The sequence below is a fragment of the Duganella sp. GW821-FHT07F09 genome (assembly GCF_059418705.1).
Genome location: NZ_JBWKQJ010000003.1, coordinates 33,156 through 55,757, shown reverse-complemented (window position 1 = coordinate 55,757; position 22,602 = coordinate 33,156). Strand labels below are relative to the sequence as shown.

General features: G+C 65.0%; 28 protein-coding genes. All 28 read right to left on the bottom strand.

From position 1 onward, the window contains the following. Positions 1-8 precede the first annotated feature (8 nt). Positions 9-1,718, bottom strand: a complete 1,710-nt coding sequence (gene pilN, locus AC07P1_RS08885; protein WP_494695439.1) for a PilN family type IVB pilus formation outer membrane protein — start codon at positions 1,716-1,718, stop codon at positions 9-11. Continuing rightward, positions 1,718-2,377, bottom strand: coding sequence for a toxin co-regulated pilus biosynthesis Q family protein (locus AC07P1_RS08880; protein ID WP_494695438.1), 660 nt, complete (start codon positions 2,375-2,377; stop codon positions 1,718-1,720). Before AC07P1_RS08880 ends, pilN begins: the two co-directional genes overlap by 1 nt. A gap of 252 nt (positions 2,378-2,629) precedes the next feature. Next, the gene (sctC, locus tag AC07P1_RS08875; protein ID WP_494695437.1) at positions 2,630-4,600 is read right to left on the bottom strand and encodes a type III secretion system outer membrane ring subunit SctC; all 1,971 of its coding nucleotides are present in this window, start codon (positions 4,598-4,600) and stop codon (positions 2,630-2,632) included. A gap of 1 nt (position 4,601) precedes the next feature. Then, positions 4,602-5,009, bottom strand: a complete 408-nt coding sequence (locus AC07P1_RS08870) for a hypothetical protein (RefSeq protein ID WP_494695436.1) — start codon at positions 5,007-5,009, stop codon at positions 4,602-4,604. Between the two features lie 4 nt (positions 5,010-5,013). Next, positions 5,014-5,205, bottom strand: a complete 192-nt coding sequence (locus AC07P1_RS08865; protein WP_494695435.1) for a hypothetical protein — start codon at positions 5,203-5,205, stop codon at positions 5,014-5,016. Positions 5,206-5,254: 49 nt separating this feature from the next. After that, a complete protein-coding gene (locus AC07P1_RS08860; protein ID WP_494695434.1) occupies positions 5,255-5,941 on the bottom strand; it encodes a FliH/SctL family protein in 687 nt (228 codons plus the stop codon). Positions 5,942-5,976: 35 nt separating this feature from the next. Then, on the bottom strand, positions 5,977-6,600 hold the full coding sequence (locus tag AC07P1_RS08855; protein WP_494695433.1) for a hypothetical protein: 624 nt from the start codon (positions 6,598-6,600) through the stop codon (positions 5,977-5,979). Further along, positions 6,597-7,502, bottom strand: coding sequence for a type III secretion system inner membrane ring lipoprotein SctJ (gene sctJ, locus AC07P1_RS08850; RefSeq protein ID WP_494695432.1), 906 nt, complete (start codon positions 7,500-7,502; stop codon positions 6,597-6,599). Before sctJ ends, AC07P1_RS08855 begins: the two co-directional genes overlap by 4 nt. A gap of 4 nt (positions 7,503-7,506) precedes the next feature. Continuing rightward, positions 7,507-7,905 carry an EscF/YscF/HrpA family type III secretion system needle major subunit gene (locus AC07P1_RS08845; protein ID WP_494695431.1) on the bottom strand — a complete coding sequence of 133 codons (399 nt, stop codon included), beginning with the start codon at positions 7,903-7,905 and terminating at the stop codon, positions 7,507-7,509. Between the two features lie 81 nt (positions 7,906-7,986). After that, complete coding sequence (locus AC07P1_RS08840; protein WP_494695430.1) at positions 7,987-8,502, bottom strand: hypothetical protein; 516 nt, start codon at positions 8,500-8,502, stop codon at positions 7,987-7,989. Next, on the bottom strand, positions 8,499-9,605 hold the full coding sequence (gene sctU, locus AC07P1_RS08835) for a type III secretion system export apparatus subunit SctU (protein WP_494695429.1): 1,107 nt from the start codon (positions 9,603-9,605) through the stop codon (positions 8,499-8,501). The genes AC07P1_RS08840 and sctU overlap by 4 nt, the downstream gene beginning before the upstream one ends. Next, positions 9,602-10,396 carry an EscT/YscT/HrcT family type III secretion system export apparatus protein gene (locus AC07P1_RS08830; protein WP_494695428.1) on the bottom strand — a complete coding sequence of 265 codons (795 nt, stop codon included), beginning with the start codon at positions 10,394-10,396 and terminating at the stop codon, positions 9,602-9,604. The genes sctU and AC07P1_RS08830 overlap by 4 nt, the downstream gene beginning before the upstream one ends. Positions 10,397-10,404: 8 nt before the next feature. Further along, positions 10,405-10,668, bottom strand: a complete 264-nt coding sequence (gene sctS / locus AC07P1_RS08825) for a type III secretion system export apparatus subunit SctS (protein WP_494695427.1) — start codon at positions 10,666-10,668, stop codon at positions 10,405-10,407. 52 nt (positions 10,669-10,720) lie between these two features. Continuing rightward, positions 10,721-11,380, bottom strand: coding sequence for a type III secretion system export apparatus subunit SctR (sctR, locus tag AC07P1_RS08820; RefSeq protein ID WP_494695426.1), 660 nt, complete (start codon positions 11,378-11,380; stop codon positions 10,721-10,723). Continuing rightward, the gene (gene sctQ / locus AC07P1_RS08815; RefSeq protein ID WP_494695425.1) at positions 11,374-12,474 is read right to left on the bottom strand and encodes a type III secretion system cytoplasmic ring protein SctQ; all 1,101 of its coding nucleotides are present in this window, start codon (positions 12,472-12,474) and stop codon (positions 11,374-11,376) included. Before sctQ ends, sctR begins: the two co-directional genes overlap by 7 nt. Positions 12,475-12,543: 69 nt before the next feature. After that, positions 12,544-13,143, bottom strand: a complete 600-nt coding sequence (locus AC07P1_RS08810) for a hypothetical protein (RefSeq protein WP_494695424.1) — start codon at positions 13,141-13,143, stop codon at positions 12,544-12,546. 1 nt (position 13,144) lies between these two features. After that, entirely contained in the window at positions 13,145-13,630 is a 486-nt protein-coding gene (locus tag AC07P1_RS08805) for a hypothetical protein (RefSeq protein WP_494695423.1), read from the bottom strand. Positions 13,631-13,644: 14 nt separating this feature from the next. After that, positions 13,645-15,024, bottom strand: coding sequence for a FliI/YscN family ATPase (locus tag AC07P1_RS08800; RefSeq protein ID WP_494695422.1), 1,380 nt, complete (start codon positions 15,022-15,024; stop codon positions 13,645-13,647). Positions 15,025-15,029: 5 nt separating this feature from the next. Further along, positions 15,030-16,037 carry an FHA domain-containing protein gene (locus AC07P1_RS08795; protein WP_494695421.1) on the bottom strand — a complete coding sequence of 336 codons (1,008 nt, stop codon included), beginning with the start codon at positions 16,035-16,037 and terminating at the stop codon, positions 15,030-15,032. Positions 16,038-16,100: 63 nt separating this feature from the next. After that, positions 16,101-16,526 carry a hypothetical protein gene (locus AC07P1_RS08790; RefSeq protein ID WP_494695420.1) on the bottom strand — a complete coding sequence of 142 codons (426 nt, stop codon included), beginning with the start codon at positions 16,524-16,526 and terminating at the stop codon, positions 16,101-16,103. Between the two features lie 87 nt (positions 16,527-16,613). Next, complete coding sequence (locus tag AC07P1_RS08785; RefSeq protein WP_494695419.1) at positions 16,614-17,408, bottom strand: hypothetical protein; 795 nt, start codon at positions 17,406-17,408, stop codon at positions 16,614-16,616. Positions 17,409-17,633: 225 nt separating this feature from the next. Then, positions 17,634-19,724, bottom strand: coding sequence for a type III secretion system export apparatus subunit SctV (sctV, locus tag AC07P1_RS08780; RefSeq protein ID WP_494695418.1), 2,091 nt, complete (start codon positions 19,722-19,724; stop codon positions 17,634-17,636). A gap of 8 nt (positions 19,725-19,732) precedes the next feature. Beyond that, positions 19,733-20,050 (bottom strand): hypothetical protein, encoded by a 318-nt coding sequence (locus tag AC07P1_RS08775; RefSeq protein ID WP_494695417.1) that lies wholly within the window; start codon positions 20,048-20,050, stop codon positions 19,733-19,735. Next, positions 20,028-20,480 carry a hypothetical protein gene (locus AC07P1_RS08770; RefSeq protein WP_494695416.1) on the bottom strand — a complete coding sequence of 151 codons (453 nt, stop codon included), beginning with the start codon at positions 20,478-20,480 and terminating at the stop codon, positions 20,028-20,030. The genes AC07P1_RS08775 and AC07P1_RS08770 overlap by 23 nt, the downstream gene beginning before the upstream one ends. Continuing rightward, positions 20,477-20,800: a hypothetical protein gene (locus AC07P1_RS08765; RefSeq protein ID WP_494695415.1), complete on the bottom strand. Its 324-nt coding sequence runs from the start codon at positions 20,798-20,800 to the stop codon at positions 20,477-20,479. The genes AC07P1_RS08770 and AC07P1_RS08765 overlap by 4 nt, the downstream gene beginning before the upstream one ends. 10 nt (positions 20,801-20,810) lie before the next feature. Beyond that, a complete protein-coding gene (locus AC07P1_RS08760) occupies positions 20,811-21,317 on the bottom strand; it encodes a hypothetical protein (protein WP_494695414.1) in 507 nt (168 codons plus the stop codon). 124 nt (positions 21,318-21,441) lie between these two features. Continuing rightward, on the bottom strand, positions 21,442-21,627 hold the full coding sequence (locus AC07P1_RS08755) for a hypothetical protein (RefSeq protein ID WP_494695413.1): 186 nt from the start codon (positions 21,625-21,627) through the stop codon (positions 21,442-21,444). Between the two features lie 60 nt (positions 21,628-21,687). Continuing rightward, the gene (locus tag AC07P1_RS08750; RefSeq protein ID WP_494695412.1) at positions 21,688-22,518 is read right to left on the bottom strand and encodes a hypothetical protein; all 831 of its coding nucleotides are present in this window, start codon (positions 22,516-22,518) and stop codon (positions 21,688-21,690) included. Positions 22,519-22,602: the final 84 nt, after the last annotated feature.

The window sequence follows — 22,602 nt, the reverse complement described above, 5'->3', positions numbered from 1 at the left end:
CCTCGACCTCAGATGGCGGACATGGAGACCGGCGTGATCAACACCACCATCACTTCCTTGTTGCCGGTCGCATTGACGCCGCCGCCGAGCAGGAAGTTCCTGGGCGTGCCGACGCCCTTGTAGTCGACGTTGTCGTCGGTCTGTTCAAAGCCGCTGATGATCAAGGTCTCGTTCGATTTCATCGCGACGCGCTGCAGGAAATTGCGCGTATCGAGTTCCGGCGATTCGATCTTGCTACCATTGCTTTCGATCTGGCGGATGCCGCGCAAGGTCGAGATATCGGTCGAGAACTGCAGCATCACCGTCCCGTTGGTCAGCACATGCGGCAGGATGCTCATGTTGAAGCCGGCCGTCACCACGCCTGGAACCAGGGTCGTCGTGGTGCCCACCTGGGCCACGATAGAGGTCTGGGAAGACTGCAGATAGGTGGTCTGTCTGGCGACCTGCACCGGCACCGGCTGGTTGTTCAACGTCACCACCGACGCGGTGGTCTGGCGGCGCACCTTGCCCTGCTCGGACAAGGCGTTGATCACCGCGGTCGTGCCGGACAGCTTCGAGGCGCCGACGATGCCGGCGGTAAAACTGCCTGCGCCCGACGAGGCCGGCGTGAAACTATTGCTGATGCCGAATTTCCTGCTCAGGCTGTTGTAGAAGGCGTTCCAATTGATACCATACTCGTCCGACTGCGCCAGGCTGACCGACAGCACGGTCACGTTGATCGCGATCTGTCGTGACAGCGCCCGGTTCTCGCCCTCGATATAGGCGGCGATGCGCTCGAGCGAATCCGGCGTGTCGACCACCGTGATGGCGCCGGTCGCCGGCGAGGCGAGCACCCTGCCGTATGGGGAAAGCATAACCTTGATGGCGTTCTCGATGCCGGTGTAGACCGACAGCTTGGACGCCACGCCGGTGTTTTGCGAATTGTTCGCCGACACCGCGCTGCCGCCGGACGACGAACCGCTGCCGCCGCTGGAAACGCCGCCGCTGGAACTCGCGCCGCTGGTGACGGTGGCGGTGAAGGTGGAGTCGCCGGGAATCGCGCTGATCTGGAAATTGCGCGACTCGGTATGGAAAAACTGGATGGCGCCGTCGACATATTTCCACGACACGCCGAAACGGGCGGCCGCCGTGTCGAGCAAGCCCTTCAGGGAACCGTTGGCATAGGAGATGCGCACACCACCGGACGCGTCGACGGCCAGCGGCAGCAATTGCTGCGTCGGCGCCGGGGTGGACGGCATGCGCGGCAGTGGCGTCCCCGGCGTCATCCCGGGCGCCGCGACCTCGCCCGGCAAGCCGGCCGGCAGCGGCGGCATGGCGCCGCCCGCGATCGCGGCGCCGCCCGGCTTGCGGAACGCCGTGTTGGCGACGGCCAGCGTGTCGGCCGTGACCCTGCTGGGTATGCCGGAGCGCAAAGTGATGCGCTCGGCCAGTTCGGTCAACGAATAAATGGTGCGGTCGAACGTGGTCCGTTCATAAAAAATGGGCGGCAACGCCGGCTGCCCCAGCTTAACGATATTCTTGCCCAACCAGATGCCGCCTTCATGCGTGACCAGCGGTGCCGAAGGCAGCACCGCGCCCGGCGCGGTGCGTCCCACCTCCCTGGCCAAGCCCGCCGTCTTGTCGCTGGCCTTGTCCACATCGGCCTCCATCCGACTGATGGAGGTGCAACCGCCCATCACCAGCGCCAATGGCGCCAGCGCCCACATTTTGGATGACATTATTCCGCTCCTTTCGCCATGATGCGCAAGACTTTATTACCTTCATAGAACATGGCCTTCATCGGTATCTCGGCGCCTTCCATGCTCTTGGCGACCGTGCCGACAGCGTCTTCGAAACTGCCATGCACGGTGGTTTTCGCCTGAACCGCGTAATCGACCGGCAACTCCCACAGCAACTGCCAGCCGGCCTTGCTGGCCCACCGCGCCAGGGCGGCGTTGAGGGTCTTATCGGAGACGATGATCTCCCAGGTGTCCTGCGCCTCCGGCCCGGTCGCGGCCTGCGGCAGCGAAACCGGGAACGCCTCCACATCCTTCGCCGTGGCCACCTTCTTGCCTTTGGCGGCCGCCGCCGCGCCTCCCGTCGACGCGGAACGCGGCTTGCGGTTCGCATCGAGGTTCGTATCGAGCATGCTCAGCAAGACGGCCGGCCGGTTCCACTCTTGCCCGGCGGCGCCGGGCGGGTCCGTATCGCAGTCCTCCGGCGAACCGCTGGCCAGCAGGCCGAACCCCGGTGGGGACGGATCAAGCCCATAGGCATGCTGCACGGCCGGCACCGCCGCTCGCGCCTGGGCGCAGCCCAGCATGGCCAAACCCGCCACGAAAGCGGCTACATGCAGCACCTCGCCCAGGGTGTTGGTGGGAGTGTGTTTGAGATACATGACTAACCCTTCTCCGTCATATCGTTGAAAGTCCGAAAACCCGTTGTTCCATCGCTCATGGGCCCGCATCCAGAACCACTGAGCGCATCGCAATTTTTTTGATAATAATGAATATTTGAGAATTGAACTCTCAAAAAATATCACCGGGATGTTTCGACACGGGGACCATCCCACAGGATGTCGGAGCAGGCAGGGCCGCGCGCCATCCATCCCGGCCCCGCTCCACTCGTTGCTTGCAACATGCAAGTATCACTACAACGTACGCCAGCCGGCCGCCTTCTTGCATCCGCCTTTGACGCGCACGGGAGTCCGCAAGCCGCCGCCAAGCGACATCAACATGTCCCGGCCGGGCGCCGCGGCAACCGTCGGCGCGGTGTTCGCCGCCGGCGGCGCTTCGGTCTTGGCCGCGCCCGGCGCCGCGCCGGCCCTTTCCTTCAGCGCCTTGATGGTGGACATGTCCGCGCCATCGGTGCCGGCGATGCGCGGCGTGATCAGGAACAGGCGTTCCCTGGTGCTGTTCGATTGGGATTCGCTGCGGAACAAACCGCCCAGCCAGGGGAGGTCCCCCAACACCGGCACCTTCTGCCGGTTCTTGCCCAGCGATTCGGCGCGATAGCCGCCTATCATCAACGTCTGTTGCGCGTCGATGATCGCCTGGGTGCTGATCGTCGAACGTGTGACGCTGGTCGAGACCGTTCCGGCGCCGTTGCCGCCCGCATTGTCTTGGCTATCCAGCGAGCCATCCTCGATATCCACCTCCAGCCGCACCCGCGTCTGGCCGCCGTCGTGGATGATGCGCGGGATCACACGCAGCATGGTGCCGGCCGTGATGTCCGTCATGTCCGCCACGCGCTCGCCGATCAGCGGCACGTAGGCGCTCCGGCTCAGGTCCAGCACCGCCGCCACGTTGTCCAGCGTCAGCACGGTCGGCGTCGCCAGCACGCGCGCATCGCCGGTAGATTCCATCGCCTTGAGGCGGGCATAGAACCGCGCCACATTGCTGATGAGCAGCGTCGCTCCCGGCAAGGGCAAATCCCGGCCTTGCGAGGCCGACGTGGTCGCGTTCATGGTGGTGTTGACGGCGCCGGCGCGTATGCCCCACTCGACCCCCATGTCCGATAATTTGCCGCGGTCGATATCGACGATCAACGCCTCGATTTCAATCTGTTGAGGTTGCACATCGAGGTCGGCGATCAACGCGGCGTACATGTCCTTCTTGTTGATATTGTCGTAGATTATGATGGCGTTGAGCGTCGCATCGGCCTCGATGCGCGGCCGGCCGTCGTCGTCATTGCCGCGCTGCTGGGACGCATATGCGGGCGGGTAGGCGAAAGGAGCGGCGCCGCCTGCATCGCCGCCAGGTCCGCCAGGCAGCAGCTGGTTCTTGCCGCCGGCGCCCGGCGCGGCGAACAGCGGGGCGAACACCCCGCCGGGCGCGCCGGCAGGCGCGCCACCGGCCGGTTCGCGCGTCTGGTCCCGCTCGTTTTTCGGCGTGCGCGAACGCTTGTTGCTGCCGGCGTCGAAACGCGGACCGGCTGCGGCCAACTTCTCTCCGGTGCCCTGCCCGAACAACAGGTTGCTGAGGATGGACTTGATGCCGGGGATCGTTTCGCTCTTGCCGCGCGCGTTGATCGTGCGATCCATCGCGCTGGCGTACTTGAGGCGGAACATCATGATCTGCTTGCCCTTGCGGGCGAATTTCTTTTCCGCCGGCGGCAGTAAGACATCGTGCGCCAAATCGACATAACTGCGCGGGCCGCTTACGATGACGACGCCTTCGTCGGGCAGCTCGCCCCAGCCGAAACGCTCGTCGAACAGCCCCAGGCCCATCAGCGCCGCCTTGGCGTCCTGCACCGCGTCCTCCCCCACTTCCAGACGCACCGAGGTATTGTCGCCGGCGGCCGTCACGTACAACGCGTCGTTGTAGACGAACCAGCGGAACTTGTAGGTGCCGGCCAGCCGGTTGAGGAAGTCGGTGCCGTTGTCGGCCTTAAGGCGCCCCTTGACCAGACGCTCGCCGTCCGCGCTCATCGACAGCCGCACATTGTAGGTGCGGGAAAATTCCTCCAGCACCGCCTTCAAGGTCATACCACCGGCATTGATGGAAAACCCGCTCTCCTTCCATGCGGCGGGAACGGCGGCATGCACGCTTGCCCCCCATGGCAGCAACCCCGCCACCAGAATCGCCATGCAGCATGACTTGATCAACCCGTGGAAATTCATTTTATCCCTCAGATAGTAATTTTCGGAAACGCTCTTCGACGCGCCTTGAACGCTCTTCCTGGCGCGCCGCCACTGGCGCCATCGCCGCCCGCCACATGCCGGCCTGGTTCAGGATTTTCTCCAACGCCTCGGGCACCTCGCTCCAGGAGGCGGCGCCCACGAGCCATTGCGTCAACACCAATCCCCCGCCGTCCTGCTCCCACCCCAGGCCGGCATCGAATTCGAGCGCGCCCTGGAAGCCGGTGCGCAACGCATCGGCCAGGCTGGCGTCGCTGGCGTGACCGAGCAGGCGCACACCCAGTTCCGCGCCGCCGGGCTGAACCCTCAGAAAAACCGACTCGCCATCGATATCGACCGGTTCGTCAAGCGGTAGGGCTTGCAGCCACTGCTCGGGGCTGTCATTGACCATGGGGCTATTTGGTTTCGTTGAGAACGGTCTTCAACGGCTTTTGCAGCAAGTTGAATTGGGCGCTCATCGCGCTCTTGGTCACGGACTGCTTTTGCAAAAGGTCCATGAACGCCGCGGGATCGGGCATTTCACCCGCGGCCTGCTGGCGGTTGAAATCGTTGATTTGCTGGCCAAGTTGATCGAACTTCTTGTCCATGTGGCGCAAATTTTGCAATACCGGATTACTCGACATAAGCATCATCTCCTCAGTGATTTCGGCATACCGCCTGACACACATGGGTGGCGGCGGGCGCCGGCTCGGTTCCAAATATGTTGCATGGCGCACAAGCGTCGGGCGGCATGCCCAAGATGCGCGCCGCCTCCGCCAGGCCTTCGCGCAAGGCTTGGGCGGCGAGCGGAAATTCAGCGCGCCATTCGCCGCTGGCGGCCTCCAGACGGCAGCTGCCCGCCGTCAACCCGGCGTCGACCCGGACCTCCCACGGGCTTTCCGGCAAATGCCCGCCGTCGTCGGGATGGACCCACAACACCGCCTCGCGCAGCTTGGCAGGCGCCTCCTGCCGGATGCGGCGCAGCATCGCCGCGATGCGCTCGCGCGGCGTCAGCTCCAGCAGCAGCCGATCGACCACTTCCTGCGCCAGTTCCACCACCAGCGCCTCCACCCGTTCCAGCATGTCGTGCCGCGCCCGCCGCAAGGTCTCCAACAGCAGGCTGCCTTGACTGGCGATCTCCCGCTGTTCATGCAGCACCGCCTGCAGCGCCTCGGCGTGCGCGGCGGCGCGCAGCCGCTCCGCATCCTGGCGCGCCTGCGCCAGCATGTCCTCGACCAGCTTGCCGGCATCGGCCGTCGCGGCCAACGCCGCCGTGCGCAGTACGCCATGGGCGGGAAGCAGGTTGGCTGGCATGGACACGGCCTGAACACAAAATTCGTTCATAAGGGTTTTCTCTTTTTCAATATGGCGCCGGCCGCTTACGTTGTGCCGGACAGACCCGCGCGTGCGCGGCAAATGCGCCAGCAACTCTGCGCCCGGCGCATGGCGGCGGCCGATTCGCCGTCGCCCGCCGCCGGACCGCGCTCCAGCGCGCGGCCGACCACGTCGGCGCGCGCGCCCGGTATCAGCAGCCGCAGCCGCGACCACATGCCGGGGAAATCACGCTCCAGCCGCCAGGCCAGTTCCGCCAGGCCGCGCGCCTCGGCGCCGGCGCCATCGGGCAAGGCCGTGGCGCAAGCGACCAGCGGCTGCGCCAGCGAAATGCTCCGGCACCAGGCCTGCTCCCCCTTGGGCAGTTGGTTGAGCGCCCCGACATCATGCGCACGCGCCGCGAACAGGCCGCCGAACAAGCGCGCGCAGTCGCTCAATTGCCGTTCGCGCCGCACGGCGGCGATCTGCCATTCCGCGTCAAAATGGGGCGGCAGGTCCGCCGCCGCGCCCACCCCGGCGCACCACGGCCGATAGGCGTCGCGTCGCGCCACCGGCGCGTCGCTCAAGCCCGGCAGCCGGGCCGGCGCCAAATAGGACCAGGGCGCGAACCACCAGTCGAGAAAATCCTCCGACAAGGCGGCGGGCACCGCTTGCGCGCGCTCCGGCCTCACGATTTGGCCGCCGGCTTGGCCGCCGCGGCGGCCGTCGTTTCCGCCGCGCGCCGCGCCTTGCCCATCGAGAAGCGGGCGACCAGCAACGCCACTTTGGGATGGCGCACGGCCACCGAGAACAGCAGGTAGCCGCCGCAGCCCAGCGCCAGCAGCGCCAGGGCCAGCAACGTCAGTATCAGCCCCCTGGCGGAGGTGGCGGCGACCACGAACGGTCCCAACGTGGTCCACTCGATGCCCGCCGTCGGCGCCTCCCCCGGCATCATCACGACCGACACCTTGTTGCGCCCCTCTTCGCCGCCCAGCCCGGGTATGCTGGAGGCGACCAGCTTGCGGATACGCGGCAGGACCGCGTCCTCGTCCAGCGGCTGGCGATACTTCACGAACACGGCGGCCGACGACGGTTGGATCGGCTCGCCGGGCGCTATCCGCTCCGGCAAGACCACGTGCACCCGCGCCGACACCACGTTGTCGAATTGCTGCAGCGTCGATTCGAGCTCTTCGGACAGGCCGTGGATATAACGGATGCGCTCTTCCATCGGCGTCGAAATCATGCCCTGTTTCTTGAACACTTCGCCCAGATTGGACAAACTGCGACGTGGCAGGCCGGCCTCGTTCATCGTCGCGGTGGCGCGCGACAGATCGGCCTCCTTGACAATCAGCGTCACGCCCTCCTTGTCCTTCTGTTTTTCCACGCCGATGCCCTTGCGGTTGAGCACCAGGACGATCTCGTTGGCGTCGCCATCGGACAGGCTCGCTTGCAGGTTGACCATCTTGCCGCATGCCGACAGCAGCAACAGGCAGGCGAGGACGCCGAGCCGGCGCGCCAGCCGCGTCGGCGCCGATGGCCATGAATCCAGCCTCGGCGGCACAGCCGACGGCCCTAAGTTGGAGCGGGGATCCATGGTCTTATTGCAGCTTGGTGAGCGAATCGACCGACGAAACCGCCTTCGATACCACTTTGGACACGGTCTGCACGCGCAACTGGAAATCGTTGAGCGCCATCATGGCTTTCATCAGCTGCATGGAATCGCCCGTGCGCGTGGCCTGCTCCAGCAACTTCGACACATATTGCTGGTCTTGCTTGATTTCCGACGCCAGATGCGTGGTGCGACCGACAATGGCCGAGCCGAGCGAGGCATTGTCGGTTTTACTCTTAACGGCATCGCCTTTCATGTGACGCTCGAGCGCCATCCGGAACTGGGCGGCGTCGCCGGCGTCCGTCGGTTGCAGCTCAAGAGAAACATTATTATTTTTCAGCACGGATGAAGAAAGTGCCGAGGCCGCCGGTTCTATCGTTGCATTCATGTTTTACTCCGCTCCAGGAAGGACCTTGTTTCGACTCTTCCTTGAGTGGCGCCAGCGGCGCCGGCGGTTCCCGGCGAAAGACTAGAACGCATAGCGATTGCCGCAATACTCGCCGCCGCATCCTAGCTCGGAAGCCGGATCGCAGAAGCCGGCCTTGCCGCAACGGCGCCGGCATTCGGCGCGCGACAGCGCCTGGCGCGGCTCGACCAACTGCGGGCCGCCGCCGGCGGGACGGCGCGGCGCCACCGCGACTTGGGCGACCTTGAGCGACAGATGATGGGCCCGGTCGGTGACGCCGGCGATGGCGTCGTCCTGGCCGACGCGCCCGCACCCGGCCTCGTGTCGCGGCGCGCAGACGGACCAGGTTTCGCCTATGCACTCGATCAACACCAGCGTCGCCACGACGCCGACCGTGCCATCCGGGCCGTCACCGTCCGGCACTCTGGCCAGGCACGCCGTCGACGTCACTGTGGCGCTGACGACGGTTTTAACGGTTTTCGACAGACGCGGCCCTGCGCCGTGCGCCGCCGGGCCATCGGCGCCGGCGGGCGCCGCTACGGCGCCCTCGGCGCGCCCGGGGAGGGCGAACATTTTCATGCCTGCCTTCCGTCCGGCGCCACGCCATGGCTTTCCAACTCGACTTCGCGATCAGTCCGCGCGCTCGATACGAGTTCGTGGACCACGGCATACACGTGCGCCACCGCCTCATAACTTTCCTTCGGAATCACGGTGTCGGGCGGACAGGCGGCGTACAGCGTGCGCGCCAGCCAGACGTGGCGGATCACCGGAATACCGCATTCCCGGGCACGCTGTATCATGGCCCGGGCCACCTCGTCCTTGCCCTTGGCCAGCACCACCGGCACCATGGGCTCCCCGGCGTCGTAATACATGGCCACGGCGAAGTGGGTCGGATTGACCACCACAGCGTTGGCACCCTCCGTCTTGGCCACCGGCGCCTCATTGGCCCATTGGCGCGCGAGCCGCTTGCGCTGGCCCTTGACCATCGGATCACCTTCGGACTCCTTGTGTTCGCGCTTGACCTCCTCCTTGTCCATCATCAACTCCTTTTTATGGAAGTATTTCTGGATGGCGAAGTCGACCATGCCCTGGCACAGGCACACCACGATCAGGACGTGGAAAATCGCGCGCAGTATCGTGATGAAACCGTAGTAGACATCCTTGGGCTCGCCGCCGGACAAGCCGACGATATTGGCGAGATTACCGCGTACGAGGATGTAGACTATCCAGCCGATCAACACGGCCTTGCCCACCGTGATGAGCAATTCGACGAGTTTTTTCTTGGAAATGATCTGCTTGAGGCCGTTGACCGGATTGAGCTTGTCGAACTTGGGCGTAACCGCCTCGGTGGCAACCAGGATGCCGAATTGTCCCCAGTGGGCCGCCACCGCGATCGTGATGCACACCACGAAGCAGACAAAAATGACGATCGCCAGGAAAATTCCGGCGCTCGTCAGCATCTGCAGCATCGCCGGCGTGAAGTCCCGCCCCACGCCGGTGATGCTCGCCGCCATCAGGTTGGAGATGACGCCGCGCCACAGCGATTCGGTAGCGAAGGCCAATTCGGCCACCACCACCAGCATGGCCAGACGCGCCAAGTCGCGGCTGACCGCGATCTGCCCTTTCTTCTTGGCATCCTCGATCTTTTTATGTGTGGGTTCTTCGTTCTTGTCGTCGCTCATCGTTTCCCCGCGTCGGTCAGACTGGCGAGCAGATCCAGCAGCTGCGAAAAATCGCCGGTGATGTAGTGCGAGAACGTCGCCCAGTAGGCAAGCAGGATCAGCAGGCCCACCAGGCTCTTGACGGGCGCCGAGGCGAACGACACCTGCAAATTGGAGGCGAACACGCCGACCATGGCGAAACCGAACTCGATCAGCATCAGCGGAATGATCACCGGCGCACCGTACACCAGCACATACCAGAGGAAATTGCCGAAGCGCTGCACCAGCACGTCGAAATGTCCCGGCTCGAAAGGCGGCAACAAGGTATGTGCCGGCCAGACGGCATAGCTCTCAAGCAGGATGCGCGCCAGCGCGGAAAACAGCCCGGCCTGCACCATCACCAGCACCACCGCCTGCACCAGCATGGCGCCGATGGCGCTGGCGTCGCGGTCGACGCTGGCGTTGTTGGCCTGGATCTGGATCGGGGAGCGCTGCATGTCGAAGATCGACCCGACCGACTGCGCCACCCACAGCGGCACGGCCATCATGACGCCGAACACCAGGCCGATCATGGCTTCCTTGAACACCAGCATGCCCGACATCAGGAAATCGGGCACATTGTGCTGCACGTAGACGAAAGTGGGCAGCGCCGCCGGCAAGGCGATCGCCATCGCGGTCGCGTTCTTCGCCATGCCGGTCAGCACGTTCAAACCGAATCCCGGCAGGATCACCAGGCACACCAGCACGCGCGGCGTCACGATGGCGATGGTCACCATCACCGCGTGCAGGTCAATCAACAGGGAGGGCTGCATCGCCGCTCCTAGCGTCCGACATCCGGCACCATCCTCAGCGCCAGGTCCGCCAACTGGATCAGCTCGACGCCGATCCAGCGGCCCATGGTCGCCAGCGTCACGGCGACGGCGACCAGCTTGACCACATACGGCAGCGTCTGGTCCTGGATCTGCGTCACCGCCTGGATCAGCGACACCACCACGCCGCACAGGGTGGCGATGATCAACGGCGGCGCCGACATCATGACCGCCATCCACAGGCCTTGCTGGAAAAAATTGAGCGTATCGGGCATCGTTTCATTCCCCACTTGGTTGAAAAATCGGCCGGCCGCGCGCGGCGGCGGCTCACGCATACGACATGGCCAGCGCGTTGAGCAGCTTGCCCCATCCGGCCACCAGTGTGAACAACAGCAGCTTGAGCGGAATGGTGATGGTCTGCGGGCTGACTTGTTGCATGCCGAGCGCCATCAGCAGGTTCGAGATCAACAGGTCGATGACCACGAACGGAATGTAGATCAGGAAACCGATCTCGTAACCGGCCTGCAATTCGGAGACCACGAAGGCGGGAATCAGGATCAGGGCGTCGCTGGGGCGGGCATCCCTGGCAGCGTCCTTCGGCCAGAGTTTCTTGGCCGACGCCAGGAACAACTCGCGCTGTTCGGGGTGGCTCACCCGCATCATGAAGGTGCGCAACGGCTCGAACGATTCCTGCGCCTTCGCCAGCAAGGGCGTGGCGCGGGAGTTGACCTGGCCGGCGTCGGCGCTGAGCGCGTGCTTGCCGATCTCCTGGACGGTGGGGGCCATGATGAACACGCTCAAGGCCAGCGAGATGCCGTAGATCGCCAGCGTCGGCGGCACCTGCTGCACGCCGATGGCATTGCGCAGCACCAGCAGGACCAGCGATATCTTGAGGAATGAGGTCGTCGTCACCACCAGCAGCGGCACCAGCGCCAGCAGCGCCAGCAACACCGAAAACGACACGACATCGAACTGGTTGTTCAGCATGCCCCGCCCCATTGGATGATCCGTATGCCCAACGCGCCGTCGACATCGACCGCCTCGCCCCGTCCCACGGTACGGCCGCCGCAGACGATGGCGATCGCCCGCGGTCCGCCGTCGTCGAGTGTCAGGATCGTTTGCGGCGCCAGCGTCCTGAGCTCGGCCAGCGGCAAGCCGACGCGTCCCAGTTCGAATACCAAGGTCAGCGGCACCTGGTCCAGATCCGCCCCATCGGGCGCGCCACCCGCCGCGCCATGCTCTTGCTGCGCGGGCGCAGCGCCGGCGTCGATGCCGTCGTCCGATAGTTCCATGTCCACGATGTTCTCCAAAGCAATAAGTTGCAAATTTCCGGGTGGAAGGTAACGCACCCGCCAGGCGGCGCCGGCCAGATGCGCGATGCCGTTCCCGCCGGCGTCGAAGGACGGACCGGCGGGCACAATGATGTCGCCGGCCGCCAGCGCGCGGCAGGCCGAGGCGGGCAGGCGATGCCGTGCCAGCCGCACGGGCGCAGCCACGGCGAGGTCGAGGAACTCGGCAAGGGGCGCGCGCAGGCGCGTCGCCGCGACGCCGTCCAGCATCGCCAGCCAAGTCGCCGGCGCGGCGCGCGCGGCCACCGTGATGGCATGGCCGTCCTGGCGCAATGTCAGATGCAGCGTGCAAGCGCCGCGCTCGCCGAAAGCGGCCTCGGACGCGATCCCAGCGACGCCATCGAACGGCGTGCCCGCCAGGCGGCCGGCCACGGCCGCGACAAACCAGTCCGGATAGCGGCCGTCGGCGGCCACCATGGACGTCAGGTCGATGCCGGTGAGCGCGCGCAGCAGGCGCGCGCCGTCGTACAACTGCAGCAAGCCGGCGGCGCCCGACAGGTACAACGGATGCGCCCGCGGCAACGCCTCGTCCGCATCCGCCCAGCGCAAGGTCAGCTCGGCGGGATCGCCCGCCGGCGCGTCCAGCGCGATGTGCAATCCGCGGCCCAGCCGGCGCGTCAGAGCCGCCAGCGCGGCGCCGACCCTCGGCGCGTCCTTCCACAGCGCCCCGCCATGCCGCGAAGGCATCTCATTTTCTGTTACGCCCTGCTCGGGGAGAACGATATCTGACATAGTCGGGTTCCGGCGTGCTATTGATCGAAAGTCGGCCCGGCGGCCTCGGCTCGCATGAGGCGGCAACCACTACAACACGGCGAGCCGGACCGGCCTGTTCATACGTCGCTTCAAGCCGCTTTCCAGTTCCAATCTTTTTTGCTGCAACCGGGAACGCAGCTTGTCGCTGTCCGTCGTCAGCAGGAACGAGGCCGATGACGCCCTGACATCGGCGGCCACGCCGATGCGCTCCCCGCCGGGCAGCAGCACTTCGAAAATCCCGCTGTCACCGTCGATCGGCAGCAGGTCCAGCAAGGCCTCGGTATCGATGCCGTGGCCGATGCCGCCGGCCGACAACTTGTCCTGGCGGCCGCCGCCGCTGTCGCCGGACTGCCCGCCGCCGTTCCCGTCGCGCTGGTACTCCGCCGCCACCCAGGCCGCGCCAGCGGTTCCGGCGGTCGTGTTGCCGGCTGCTTGGCGCTCGACTCCGCCCTGCCGCGCGGCATTGTCGCGCGCGTTTTGCGGTGGACGCGTCGGCGCGCGCGGCGGCGCCTGGGGTGGCACCGGCGCGGCGCCGGGCGGGCGCGCCGAAAACGGCGCCGTGGCGGCCCGGGGCGGCGACCGGCTGGCCACCGGCGCCGGATCCGCATGAGGCGCCTGGATAGCCGAGAAGATCGTGGACAGTGCCACGTCAGCACTCCGCCGCCTGCGCCAAGGCGCGTATTTCGTCGCGCATGATGCCCAGCTTCTCCTGCTGCCGGTTGGCTTGCAGCACATTCTGGCGCGCCAGGAAAAATTCCGTTCCGGCCTGGCGACAGCTGCGTAGTTGTACCTGGCAGGCCAGGTACAATTGGGCCGCCTCGTTCTGCAGGCGCTTGTATACCGCCTTGGCCTTGCTGAATTGCCCATTGGTGAGCGTCATCTGAAGGAACTCCGCGCGCGAACGCTGCCATTGCGACGTCGCCTCCGCCAGCATGTCGCGCCAACGCTGCTTGGCTAGCCGAAACGCCTGGCGCTGCGCGCGCCACGTGTCGCGCGCCTCGTTGCGTTCGCGCTCCAGCCGCCCCAGCCGCTGCTTGCGCACATGCAGTAACTGGTCCAGCCGGCGATCCTCGACCTTGCGTTCGGCCACGTCGATCACTTCGCGCTTGCCGCGCCCGCCGGGCGCGCCCCCCATTCGCGGCTGCCGGTTCACTCTTGTAACTCCATGATCTTGTCCAGCGTCGCCTGGTAGGGCGCGCTGGCGCTGGTGTCCTGCCGCAGGAACGCCAATTGCTCCGGCCTGAGCCTCATGGCCTGGTCGGCGACCGGATCGGTCCCGCTCTTGTATTCGCCCAGACGGATCAACAATTCCATTTCCTGGTAGCGCGCCATCAACTCCCTGAAATGCGACGCCGCCTTGCGATGCTCGCGCGTGGTCACGTTGCCCATCACCCGGCTGATGCTGGCCAACACGTCGATGGCCGGATAGTGGCCCTGCTCGGCGAGCTTGCGCGTGAGCAGGATATGCCCGTCGAGCAGGGATTTCGCCTCGTCGCCGATCGGATCGGACGCCGATTCGCCATCGACCAGCACGGTGTACATGGCGGTGATCGATCCCAGCGGCGTAGCGCCGGCGCGCTCTATCAAGCGCGGCAACATGGTGTAGACCGAGGGGGTGAAGCCGCCGCGCGCGGGCGGCTCGCCGGCGGCCAAGCCGATCTCCCGCTGGGCGCGCGCGAAACGGGTCAACGAATCGACCAGAAGCAGCACTTTCTTGCCGCGGTCGCGGAACGCCTCGGCAATGGCTGTCGCGGTGAACGCCGCGCGCGACCTTTCCATGGAAGTGCGGTCAGAGGTAGCGCACACCACCACCGTCTTTCGGATCAACTCGGCATCCAGTTCATGCTCGAGAAATTCATTCAGTTCGCGGCCGCGTTCGCCGATCAGGCCGAAGACGATGGCGTCGGCCTCGCAGCCGCGCGCGATGGCCGCCATCAGCGTGGTTTTGCCGCACCCCGGTCCGGCGAACACGCCGATGCGCTGGCCGGTCCCCATGGTGAGCAAACCGTCGATCGCCCGCACGCCGGTCGCCAACGGCACCGAGATGCGCGGCCGGTCGGTGGCTTTGGGGGCGTCGCGCATGACCGCCGAGACGCTGCGCCAGGTGGCGACATTCTCGGCCGCCGCCGGGGCGCGGAACATCCAACGCCCGAAGCCGTCCAGCACGCAGCCGAACAGGTGATCGCCGACCTCGATGCTGTGGGCGCGCCGCAACGGTTCGATGATGGTGTTGCTGGAGACGCCTTCCAATGGACTCAGCGCCGACAGGATCGATGCCTTGTCGGTGAAACCGACCACCTCGGCGAGGATCGGCTCGGTGTTGGCGTCCGGATTGCGCAAATGGCACAACTCACCGATCCGCACCGGCGGCATCTGCGCCTCCACCAGCGTGCCGAGCACCTGCGACACCTTGCCGTAACTGACAAACCCCGGCCGGGCACTCAAACTTTGCCGCCATGCCGGCAGGCGGCAGTGCATATGCCGCAGCTTGCTGTCGAGCGCGTCGGCGCCATCGCCGTCAACCGTCATCGCCGTCACCATCGGATGTTGATATTGTGTTTGCCGGTGAAGCGGACCAGGCCGCCGTCGACGGCCGCCAGTGTCACGCTGCGGTATTCGTCGCCAACATACATGCGCCTGCCGTCGTCGGTGACGATGCTCGCGTTGTTGCCTGAGATGACTTGCTGCACCCTGAACGGCAGCATCGATTCGGCGTTGCCGATCTTGACCTTGACGGGGAATTGGATATCGTGCGCACGCACGAACTTGTTCAACATGCGCTGAAACCGTTCGGCGTCGTCCTCGTCCAACGCCGCCTGCATGGACCACGACTGGTCCTCGAGCTGCAGGTTGAAACGCTTGAGCAGATCGATTTCGGCCAGTCTTTTCCGGAAGGCCGCACGCAGCGCTTCCGGCGCCATTTTCTTGTCGCCCGAAGCGGAGGCCGCCGGCGCGGCGACGCGCGCGGCCGGCGTCAGACCGTCCTCGGCGCCCGACGGATAGTGGCGCGTAATGGCGTAGGCGGCGGCGGCGGAAAATATCGTCGCCAGCAATAGCGGTGTCGCGATCAAGCGACGCTTGCCCCTGCCACGCGCGGAAACGCCGCGCGCGTCGCCGTCCGCCACCGCCGGTTGCTCCGGCCCGGCGGGTTCCTCGCCGGCACCGCCGTCGGCCGACGCCATCGCCGGCTCCTGTTCCGGCTGCGCCGTCGGCGCGACGTCGGTCGGCTCGGCCGGCGGCTCCCGCCACGGGGCTCCCGCTTCGGTCACGGTCAACCAGATGTGGTCCACCCGGGCGAAATCGCCCAGTCCAAACCGCAGCGCCCCCTGTTGCTGATTGTCTTGCGCATTGTGCACCACCCCATCCATGCTTTCCAGCGACCAGCCGGATGGCGACAACGTAATGCTGGCGTGCCGATGCGCGATGCCGGGATCGACGATGACGACATCGGCCTCGTCATCGGCACCGATCACATAGGTCTGGCCGTCCAGGGGGAACGTCGCCCCCCGGTGGTAGCCGTTTAGAATTCGCAACTCATGCATGGTGACGCTCCATCAAATTTAAAATGCGATCGGCACGCACCGACGTGCCGCCGACGGCGTGTCCTAGCCGACCAAGCTCTTCAGCAACGCCAGCAACAGGCTGCCACCGCCGCCGTTACCGGTGGACGGATCGAGTGGATTCCAGTCGGGGTTGTCGCTGTTGAGCAGCGCGCCGATGACCATGGCCTCGGCCAGTTCGCGCCGCTGCTTGGCGAGCTTCTCGCGCTCGCGCCCGGCCGCTTGCAGGGAAACCGCGTCGCTAGGCTTGCTGCGAAGCAGCGCCGGCGTGCGCCGGTCCTTCTCGGCCAGCGCACGATTGACGTCATGCATGACCTCACCAATGAAGACACAGCATTTTTCTCGCAACTGGTCAACTTCCTGGGCAAGAAAGCTGTCCTTGCTCGCCCTTTCAATAATGCCCAACGCTTCGTCATGCGTCATCGGCGATGTGTGATGACGGGTCGATATCTCTTTTGCAGGAAAGCTCATGGCTTACGCTCCGTTCGGTCTGGCTATCAACTAATGGTTTCACGGGCGGCCCTGCCCCGGATGAATAAGTGCACGCGGCCGCCTGGCCTATCCGTTGTCCGCCTCCGTTCGAGGAGGCGGACGGGTGGCCAGGGCGTCGCGCAACTCCTCGCGCAGCGCCCTGAACTGCTCCAGCAGGGAGGCATCCCCCCCGTCCGCCGACGCGGAGTGCTTACCGATGTTGTCATGGCCGCCCGGCGCGGCATGTCCTCCCAACAGCGACAGGGCATTGGCGCGGCCCGCCTGCGCCAACGTCCGGCGCGCGTTCTCCACCTGACGCTGCTCCGCCTGCCGCCGCGCCTGCTGTTGCCGATCATGCCCAGCCGGGACCGGTTCCGCCGGTTCCGCATGGGCGGCGTGCGGCGGTTGCGGCGGTTCCGCATGCGGCGGTTGCGGCGGCGCGTCTTGCGCGCTCGGCCGCGGAGTTTGCTGGGATGACGGCTGTGGCCTCGATTGCGGCCCTGGCCGCGGCTCTGCTTGCGGGGCCGCGCCGGCGGGTGGCTGGGCCGACGCCGCGTTCAACAGCTCTTGCATCCTGCGCAATGCGGCGTCGTATTCATTCTGTTGGCCGCTGATCCGGTGTTGGACTTGATCGCAGATCGATTTGATGAACGCGTTCTGGTCGAGGGACGATTCCGGCGCGACCTGCGGCGCGGATGAAAAAGCGTGTATGCACTTGGCGAGGTTCTTCAGCTCAAAGCCGATATACGCGCCCATGACCCTCCTGAAAATGGACGACGATCCTGTGCGCGGCGCATTGGCCTCCGCGGAATGGGCCGCGCCGTCGGCGGCGTGATTGGGGTCGGCCGCGGAGGCGGCCGACGAGTTGACATGAAAAGCCATGATGGTTGCTCCAACAAAAAAAATGCGAGGTCCGCCCTGCGGGGCGGCGGTGTCTGGCCCATCCAGCCTTGCAGGGGCGACGCCGGTGGCGGCCGGCGCCACGACCTCATCGAGGCCGCGCCATGTCACCTTCCGGGCATCGTTTGCATCTGGAGGACCGATACCTCTATATGTCGGCATCCCGCAACAAGTTCCGTGGAAACAAGCGGCGAGGCGGGCCCGCCATCACACCTCGATCATGCCGACCGGTTTCACCTTGGCGTGTTGGGTCAGTTCGGAAAAGGCGAACACCGGCACGGGGAAAAATTCCTCCTCGATCAGCTTGCGCACCGAGCGCCGTATGTCCGCCGCCGTCACCAGCACCGGCGGCGTGATCGGCGTGCTGACGTTCGAGCACAGTTCGTTGAGCCGGTCGAGCAACATCTGCTCCAACTCCGAATCGATGTCCAGGTAGCTGCCTTGACTGGTCTGGCGCATGGCGTTGCGCAATTTATCCTCCAGTTCCGGCGACAGCAGGATGACTTCGATCAGGCCATCGCGCGCCACCTCGTGGCACAATTGCCGTTTGAAGGCCAGCCGCACGTAGTCAGCGATGACATCGGGATCGCGTTCCTTGGGCGCCCAATCGAGCGTGGTTTCCAGCAGCAGCCGGGCGTTGCGCAAGGCCACGCCTTCGCGCGTGAGGCGCTGGACAACCTCCGTCAAGCGCGGCAACGTCACCGATTTGAGGACTTCCTTGCCCAATTCCGGATAGCGGCGCTCGGCCCAGCGCGTGAAGCGGATAACCTCGTTGACGCCGACGAACATCTGGCAGTTGCGCAGCAATTCGATCTCGATATCGGCCGAGAACACGTGCTCCCAGCGCTGAACCGGAATCCCGGCCTCGGCCAGCGCCTGCTCGTCCGCCAAGCGCACCCAGACCCGGCGCCGCCTGGAGCCGGCGATATTGCGCTCATTGGCCTCGAAGCCCAATTCGATGACGCGTTCGAGGTTGTCGCGCGTGGCACCCCAGCCGAGCATGATCTGCTCGTCAACCAGTGGCACCTCGGCCATCAGGAACTGCACCCGCCCTTCCGGGATGCCGGGGTGGAATTCGAATTCGATCGGCTTGAGATCCGGGATGCCGCGCCGCTCCAGCAAACCGTTGCGCATGATGCGCACCGCCGAACGGATGATCTCGGCCTCGGGTGTGTTGCGCATCGCTTCCGGCATGCGCAAGGTAAACGGCATGGTCGCGGAAAAGTTGGTCAGGTCGACGATGCCGGCGTTGGTACGTTCGCTTTCATCGGCTTCGCGCTTGAGTTCGGCTTCCGCCAGGGGCTTGAGCAGGCCCACCATGCCGGACCCGAACAGTCCCAGCGCCAGCACGATGAACACCAGGCTCGGCATGCCGGGGATGAGGCCGAACAACAGCATGATGGCGGAAGCCGTCAGCAGGGCCTTGGGTTCGGCGAACAATTCACCGATCAGGTCGCGCCCGATATTACTGGTTTCACCGGCCTCGTCATCCTTGCTGACGCGGGTGGTGATGATGCCCGCGCCCAGCGAAATCAGCAGCGCCGGGATCTGCGCGATCAGGGCGTCGCCGATCGACAGGATGGAATAGACGCGCATGGCCTCGGCGGCATCCATGTTGTGCTGGATGATGCCGATCGAAATGCCGCCCACCAGGTTGATGGCGACGATGATGATACCGGCGATGGCGTCGCCCTTGACGAATTTCATCGCGCCGTCCATGGCACCATGCAACTGGCTCTCCTGCCCCAGCGTGGCGCGCTTCTCCTTGGCCTCCTCGGCGGTCAGGATGCCGGCGCGTAGGTCGCTGTCGATCGACATCTGTTTGCCCGGCATGGCGTCCAGCGAAAACCGCGCGGACACCTCGGAGACGCGTTCGGATCCCTTGGTGATCACGATGAACTGCACCACCGTCAGGATCAGAAAGATCACCAGGCCGACCACCAGATTGCCGCCCACCACGAAGTTTCCGAAGGTTTCGACGATATGGCCGGCGTCGCCTTCGAGCAGGATCAGGCGCGTGGTCGACACCGAGATCGCCAGGCGAAACAGGGTGGTCAGCAGCAATACCGCCGGGAAGGTCGAAAACGCCGTCGGCCCCGCCATGTACATGGCCACGATCACGATCAGGCCCGCGATGCACAGGCTCAATGCGATCAGCATGTCGAGCAACCATACCGGCATGGGCAGCACCAGCATGAACACGATGCCGATCACAAAGGCGGCGACCATCAGTTCGGCGCGCTGGGCAAGTTTGGCGGCAAACTTGTTCAACGCCATCAATACGACAATTCCTTGCATACCGCCCCCTAGCTATTTGCGTTCAGGGCCGCCGCCGGCGGCGGCGCCGCCCGTATCTCCAGCCTGCGCAGAACAAGATTGACCCACGCCTCGTTATCCGGCGTGCGCACCGACAGCAGCCGCTCCCGGTCGACCGGTTCCAGCAATTCGGCCGCCGCGTAGGAAGCCATCAGGAACAAATGATGGTCCTGCGGCCAGACCTGCATGCATCCCGTGGCCAGCTCGTAGGCCTCTTCATATTGACGGGCACTGAAATAGCCCCATACCAGACCGACCGCCAGCAATAATTCGTCCGGCATGGCCTCATGCTGTGTCTTTTTTCTCATCGTCGTTTTCATCCCGCAAGTTGAACATCCTCTCCGCGTCGCTCCTGCGCATCTGGTTCCAGCGCAAGCGCCAATCGATCACCGCGTTGACCCGGAGTATGGCCCCCATGCAGGGACCGCGTTCGGATTCGTCCAGGTTCAACGAATGTTCGATCAGTTTCTTTTGCAAGGACCGCATGCGCGGCACCGGATTGCCGCTCCATGCCGGACTGTCCGACGACAATCGCGGTCCAAGGATCCGGTTGAGCACCACCAGCGTCGCATCGGTCGGGATTTCGCTGGGCGGCAGCGATGCCTCCTGCTCCACCTGCAACAAGTCCGGCAGCGATTTGAGCACCGCCGGGACATCGGGAACGCTGTGGATTTCCGCCAGGTCGTCGATACCGCGCAACCGGGCGAGGTCGGCCGCCGAGGTTTGATGATTGATCAATTGAGCAACTCCTCCGCGACGGCGAGCGCCGCGTCCGTCAACGAGGCTTCGTCGTCCTGTCCGGCCACGCGCCTCAACACATACAGACTGCCGTCATTGAACATGGCGGGCAGCCACGCGCCGTAACGCGCCAGATCCGCGGAGCGTTTGCGCAGCACGTCCTTCGGCGGCAACGACCGCTCCGGCGGAACGCCGAGCGCGACGATCACGCCGTTCGGCAAGGGATAGACAAAGACATGCAGCCCGCCGTCAAGCCGCTGCATGGCCACCGCCCGCTGCATTCTGGCTTCGTGTAAAAGTGTTTTGAGAAGTTCTTCCATGATCGCCGCCTTACCCCCGTTGTCGCGCCTCGCTCTTGCGCCATGCCATGATAGATTCCCGCCATTCGCGTTCGCGGATCTCATCGCGCGTCGGCAACAAAGGCACATCGACCTGAAGATTGTTGACCTGACGCGTGAATTCCTCCAACAGCTCCCGCCGCGCCTGCTGTTTGTCCTGGGGCCACAGGATAGTCGGCAGCCGCGCCATCGCGTCACGCACCAACAAGATAATGCGCGCCCTCTGGGCGTTGCCGGTCCTTCTCAGTTCGAGCATCTGCGCGATCAGATGGCTGGCCTTGCCCTTGCCCCAGCCTGCCTCGGCGGCGGCAAGCAGCACCACCGCCAACTCGGCGGCACTCTGTTTGATCAGGATCTTTTCCTGGTCCGATAAGTCCCGCCGCAGGTCCTCGGCAATCGATACGCTGGACCTGACCAACGTAAATGCCGAGGCGTCCGACATCGTCAGCCAGTAGCGGCCTATGCTCCTATGGGGGTTCTTGCGCAAATCCGATTTCATTTTTCGATTCTTCCCGACTGCAAGATGGCCGCGACGACCTCAAGTCCCGCGGCGCAATCAATGAATGAGGTCTGTTCGACCGGAATGCCTGCTTGAAAAACAGCTTGTGGCGCCGTGCCCGTGGCTACCGGCGGCGCCAGACGGCATGCCGATGCCCCTCCGGCGCGGCAAAGCGGCCCTCCAACAACTCCCGGCGCAGGGCCTCGCCCACCGCGAAGTCGAATCGCGGGCCCGCGCCGCGCGCCTTCTTGCCAACGGCGAGGCCAAAGCGGGGGAAAACATGCATATGTCGATTTTGTTCCAATTTCATTTCCATCCTTGCTACCCGTTTAATCAATCGCCGCGGTGGGGCGGCATGCTGAAACCAAATCTAAAAACCAATCATCATTCTTGAACGCAAACTGGTCAGCGCCGGCACGCAGTTGTCGGCGCCGAAATTCTTGATGAGCGCCTTGAGCATGGTCAACGGCGTCAGCGGCGCATCGAAATTGCCCTTGCTTTTGGCACCGATCAAAAACCGCAGTTCGCGCGTCGACGGCCCGCCGGAACCGATGCGTTCCTCGCCCGCCATCGCTTCCAGGGAATCGACCAGGTCGTCGGTCTCTTGCAGAGCGCGCCTGAGTTCATGCGGGTGGCGCTCCATCAGATTGCTCATCATTTCGTTGAGGGCGTTTTTGACCGCCAGGTCCTTGCCGCCCGGATTTTCCTCCAGCTTGCCGAGCGCTTCGTACAGCACGTGGTAACGCTGCAACGGTTCGAAGTACCGCGACAGCATGGCTTCGACCTCTTCCTGGCGATCCCGGCCGGCACCGTTGCGCAACAGGTCAAGCGTGTCGGCAACCGGCGCGAACAACTCATCGTCCTCGTCTTCGCGCTCCTTGCCATCGACCTTGACGCGCGTCTTGCGCGACGGCTGCGCCGGTTTCTGCTGCCCCTGCGGACGCGCCGGTGTTCGCAGGCGTTGCTTGAGCGTCTTGCGGCCATAGACCAGCCCCTCCTTGACGCCGGCCTGGGCATCGATCGCGTCGAGCGGACTGAGGTCTAAAAGGGCATCGGGATTGATGGCGTGCTCGCCATACCGGTGGCCATGCCGCGGATGCGGCTTGACCACCGGTATGGCGGGATCCAGTGCGACATTGTCGAAAGAGTTGATTTTCATGTTCATGGCATTGGGTGGCGGCGCCCGGCCGCCCGGTTCCATGGGACATGCGCTGGCGCGCACCGACCGGGCGCATGCGGGGCTGGTAGCGCGCCCGCCACGTCCAGTTCCCTGTATTTCTCATAA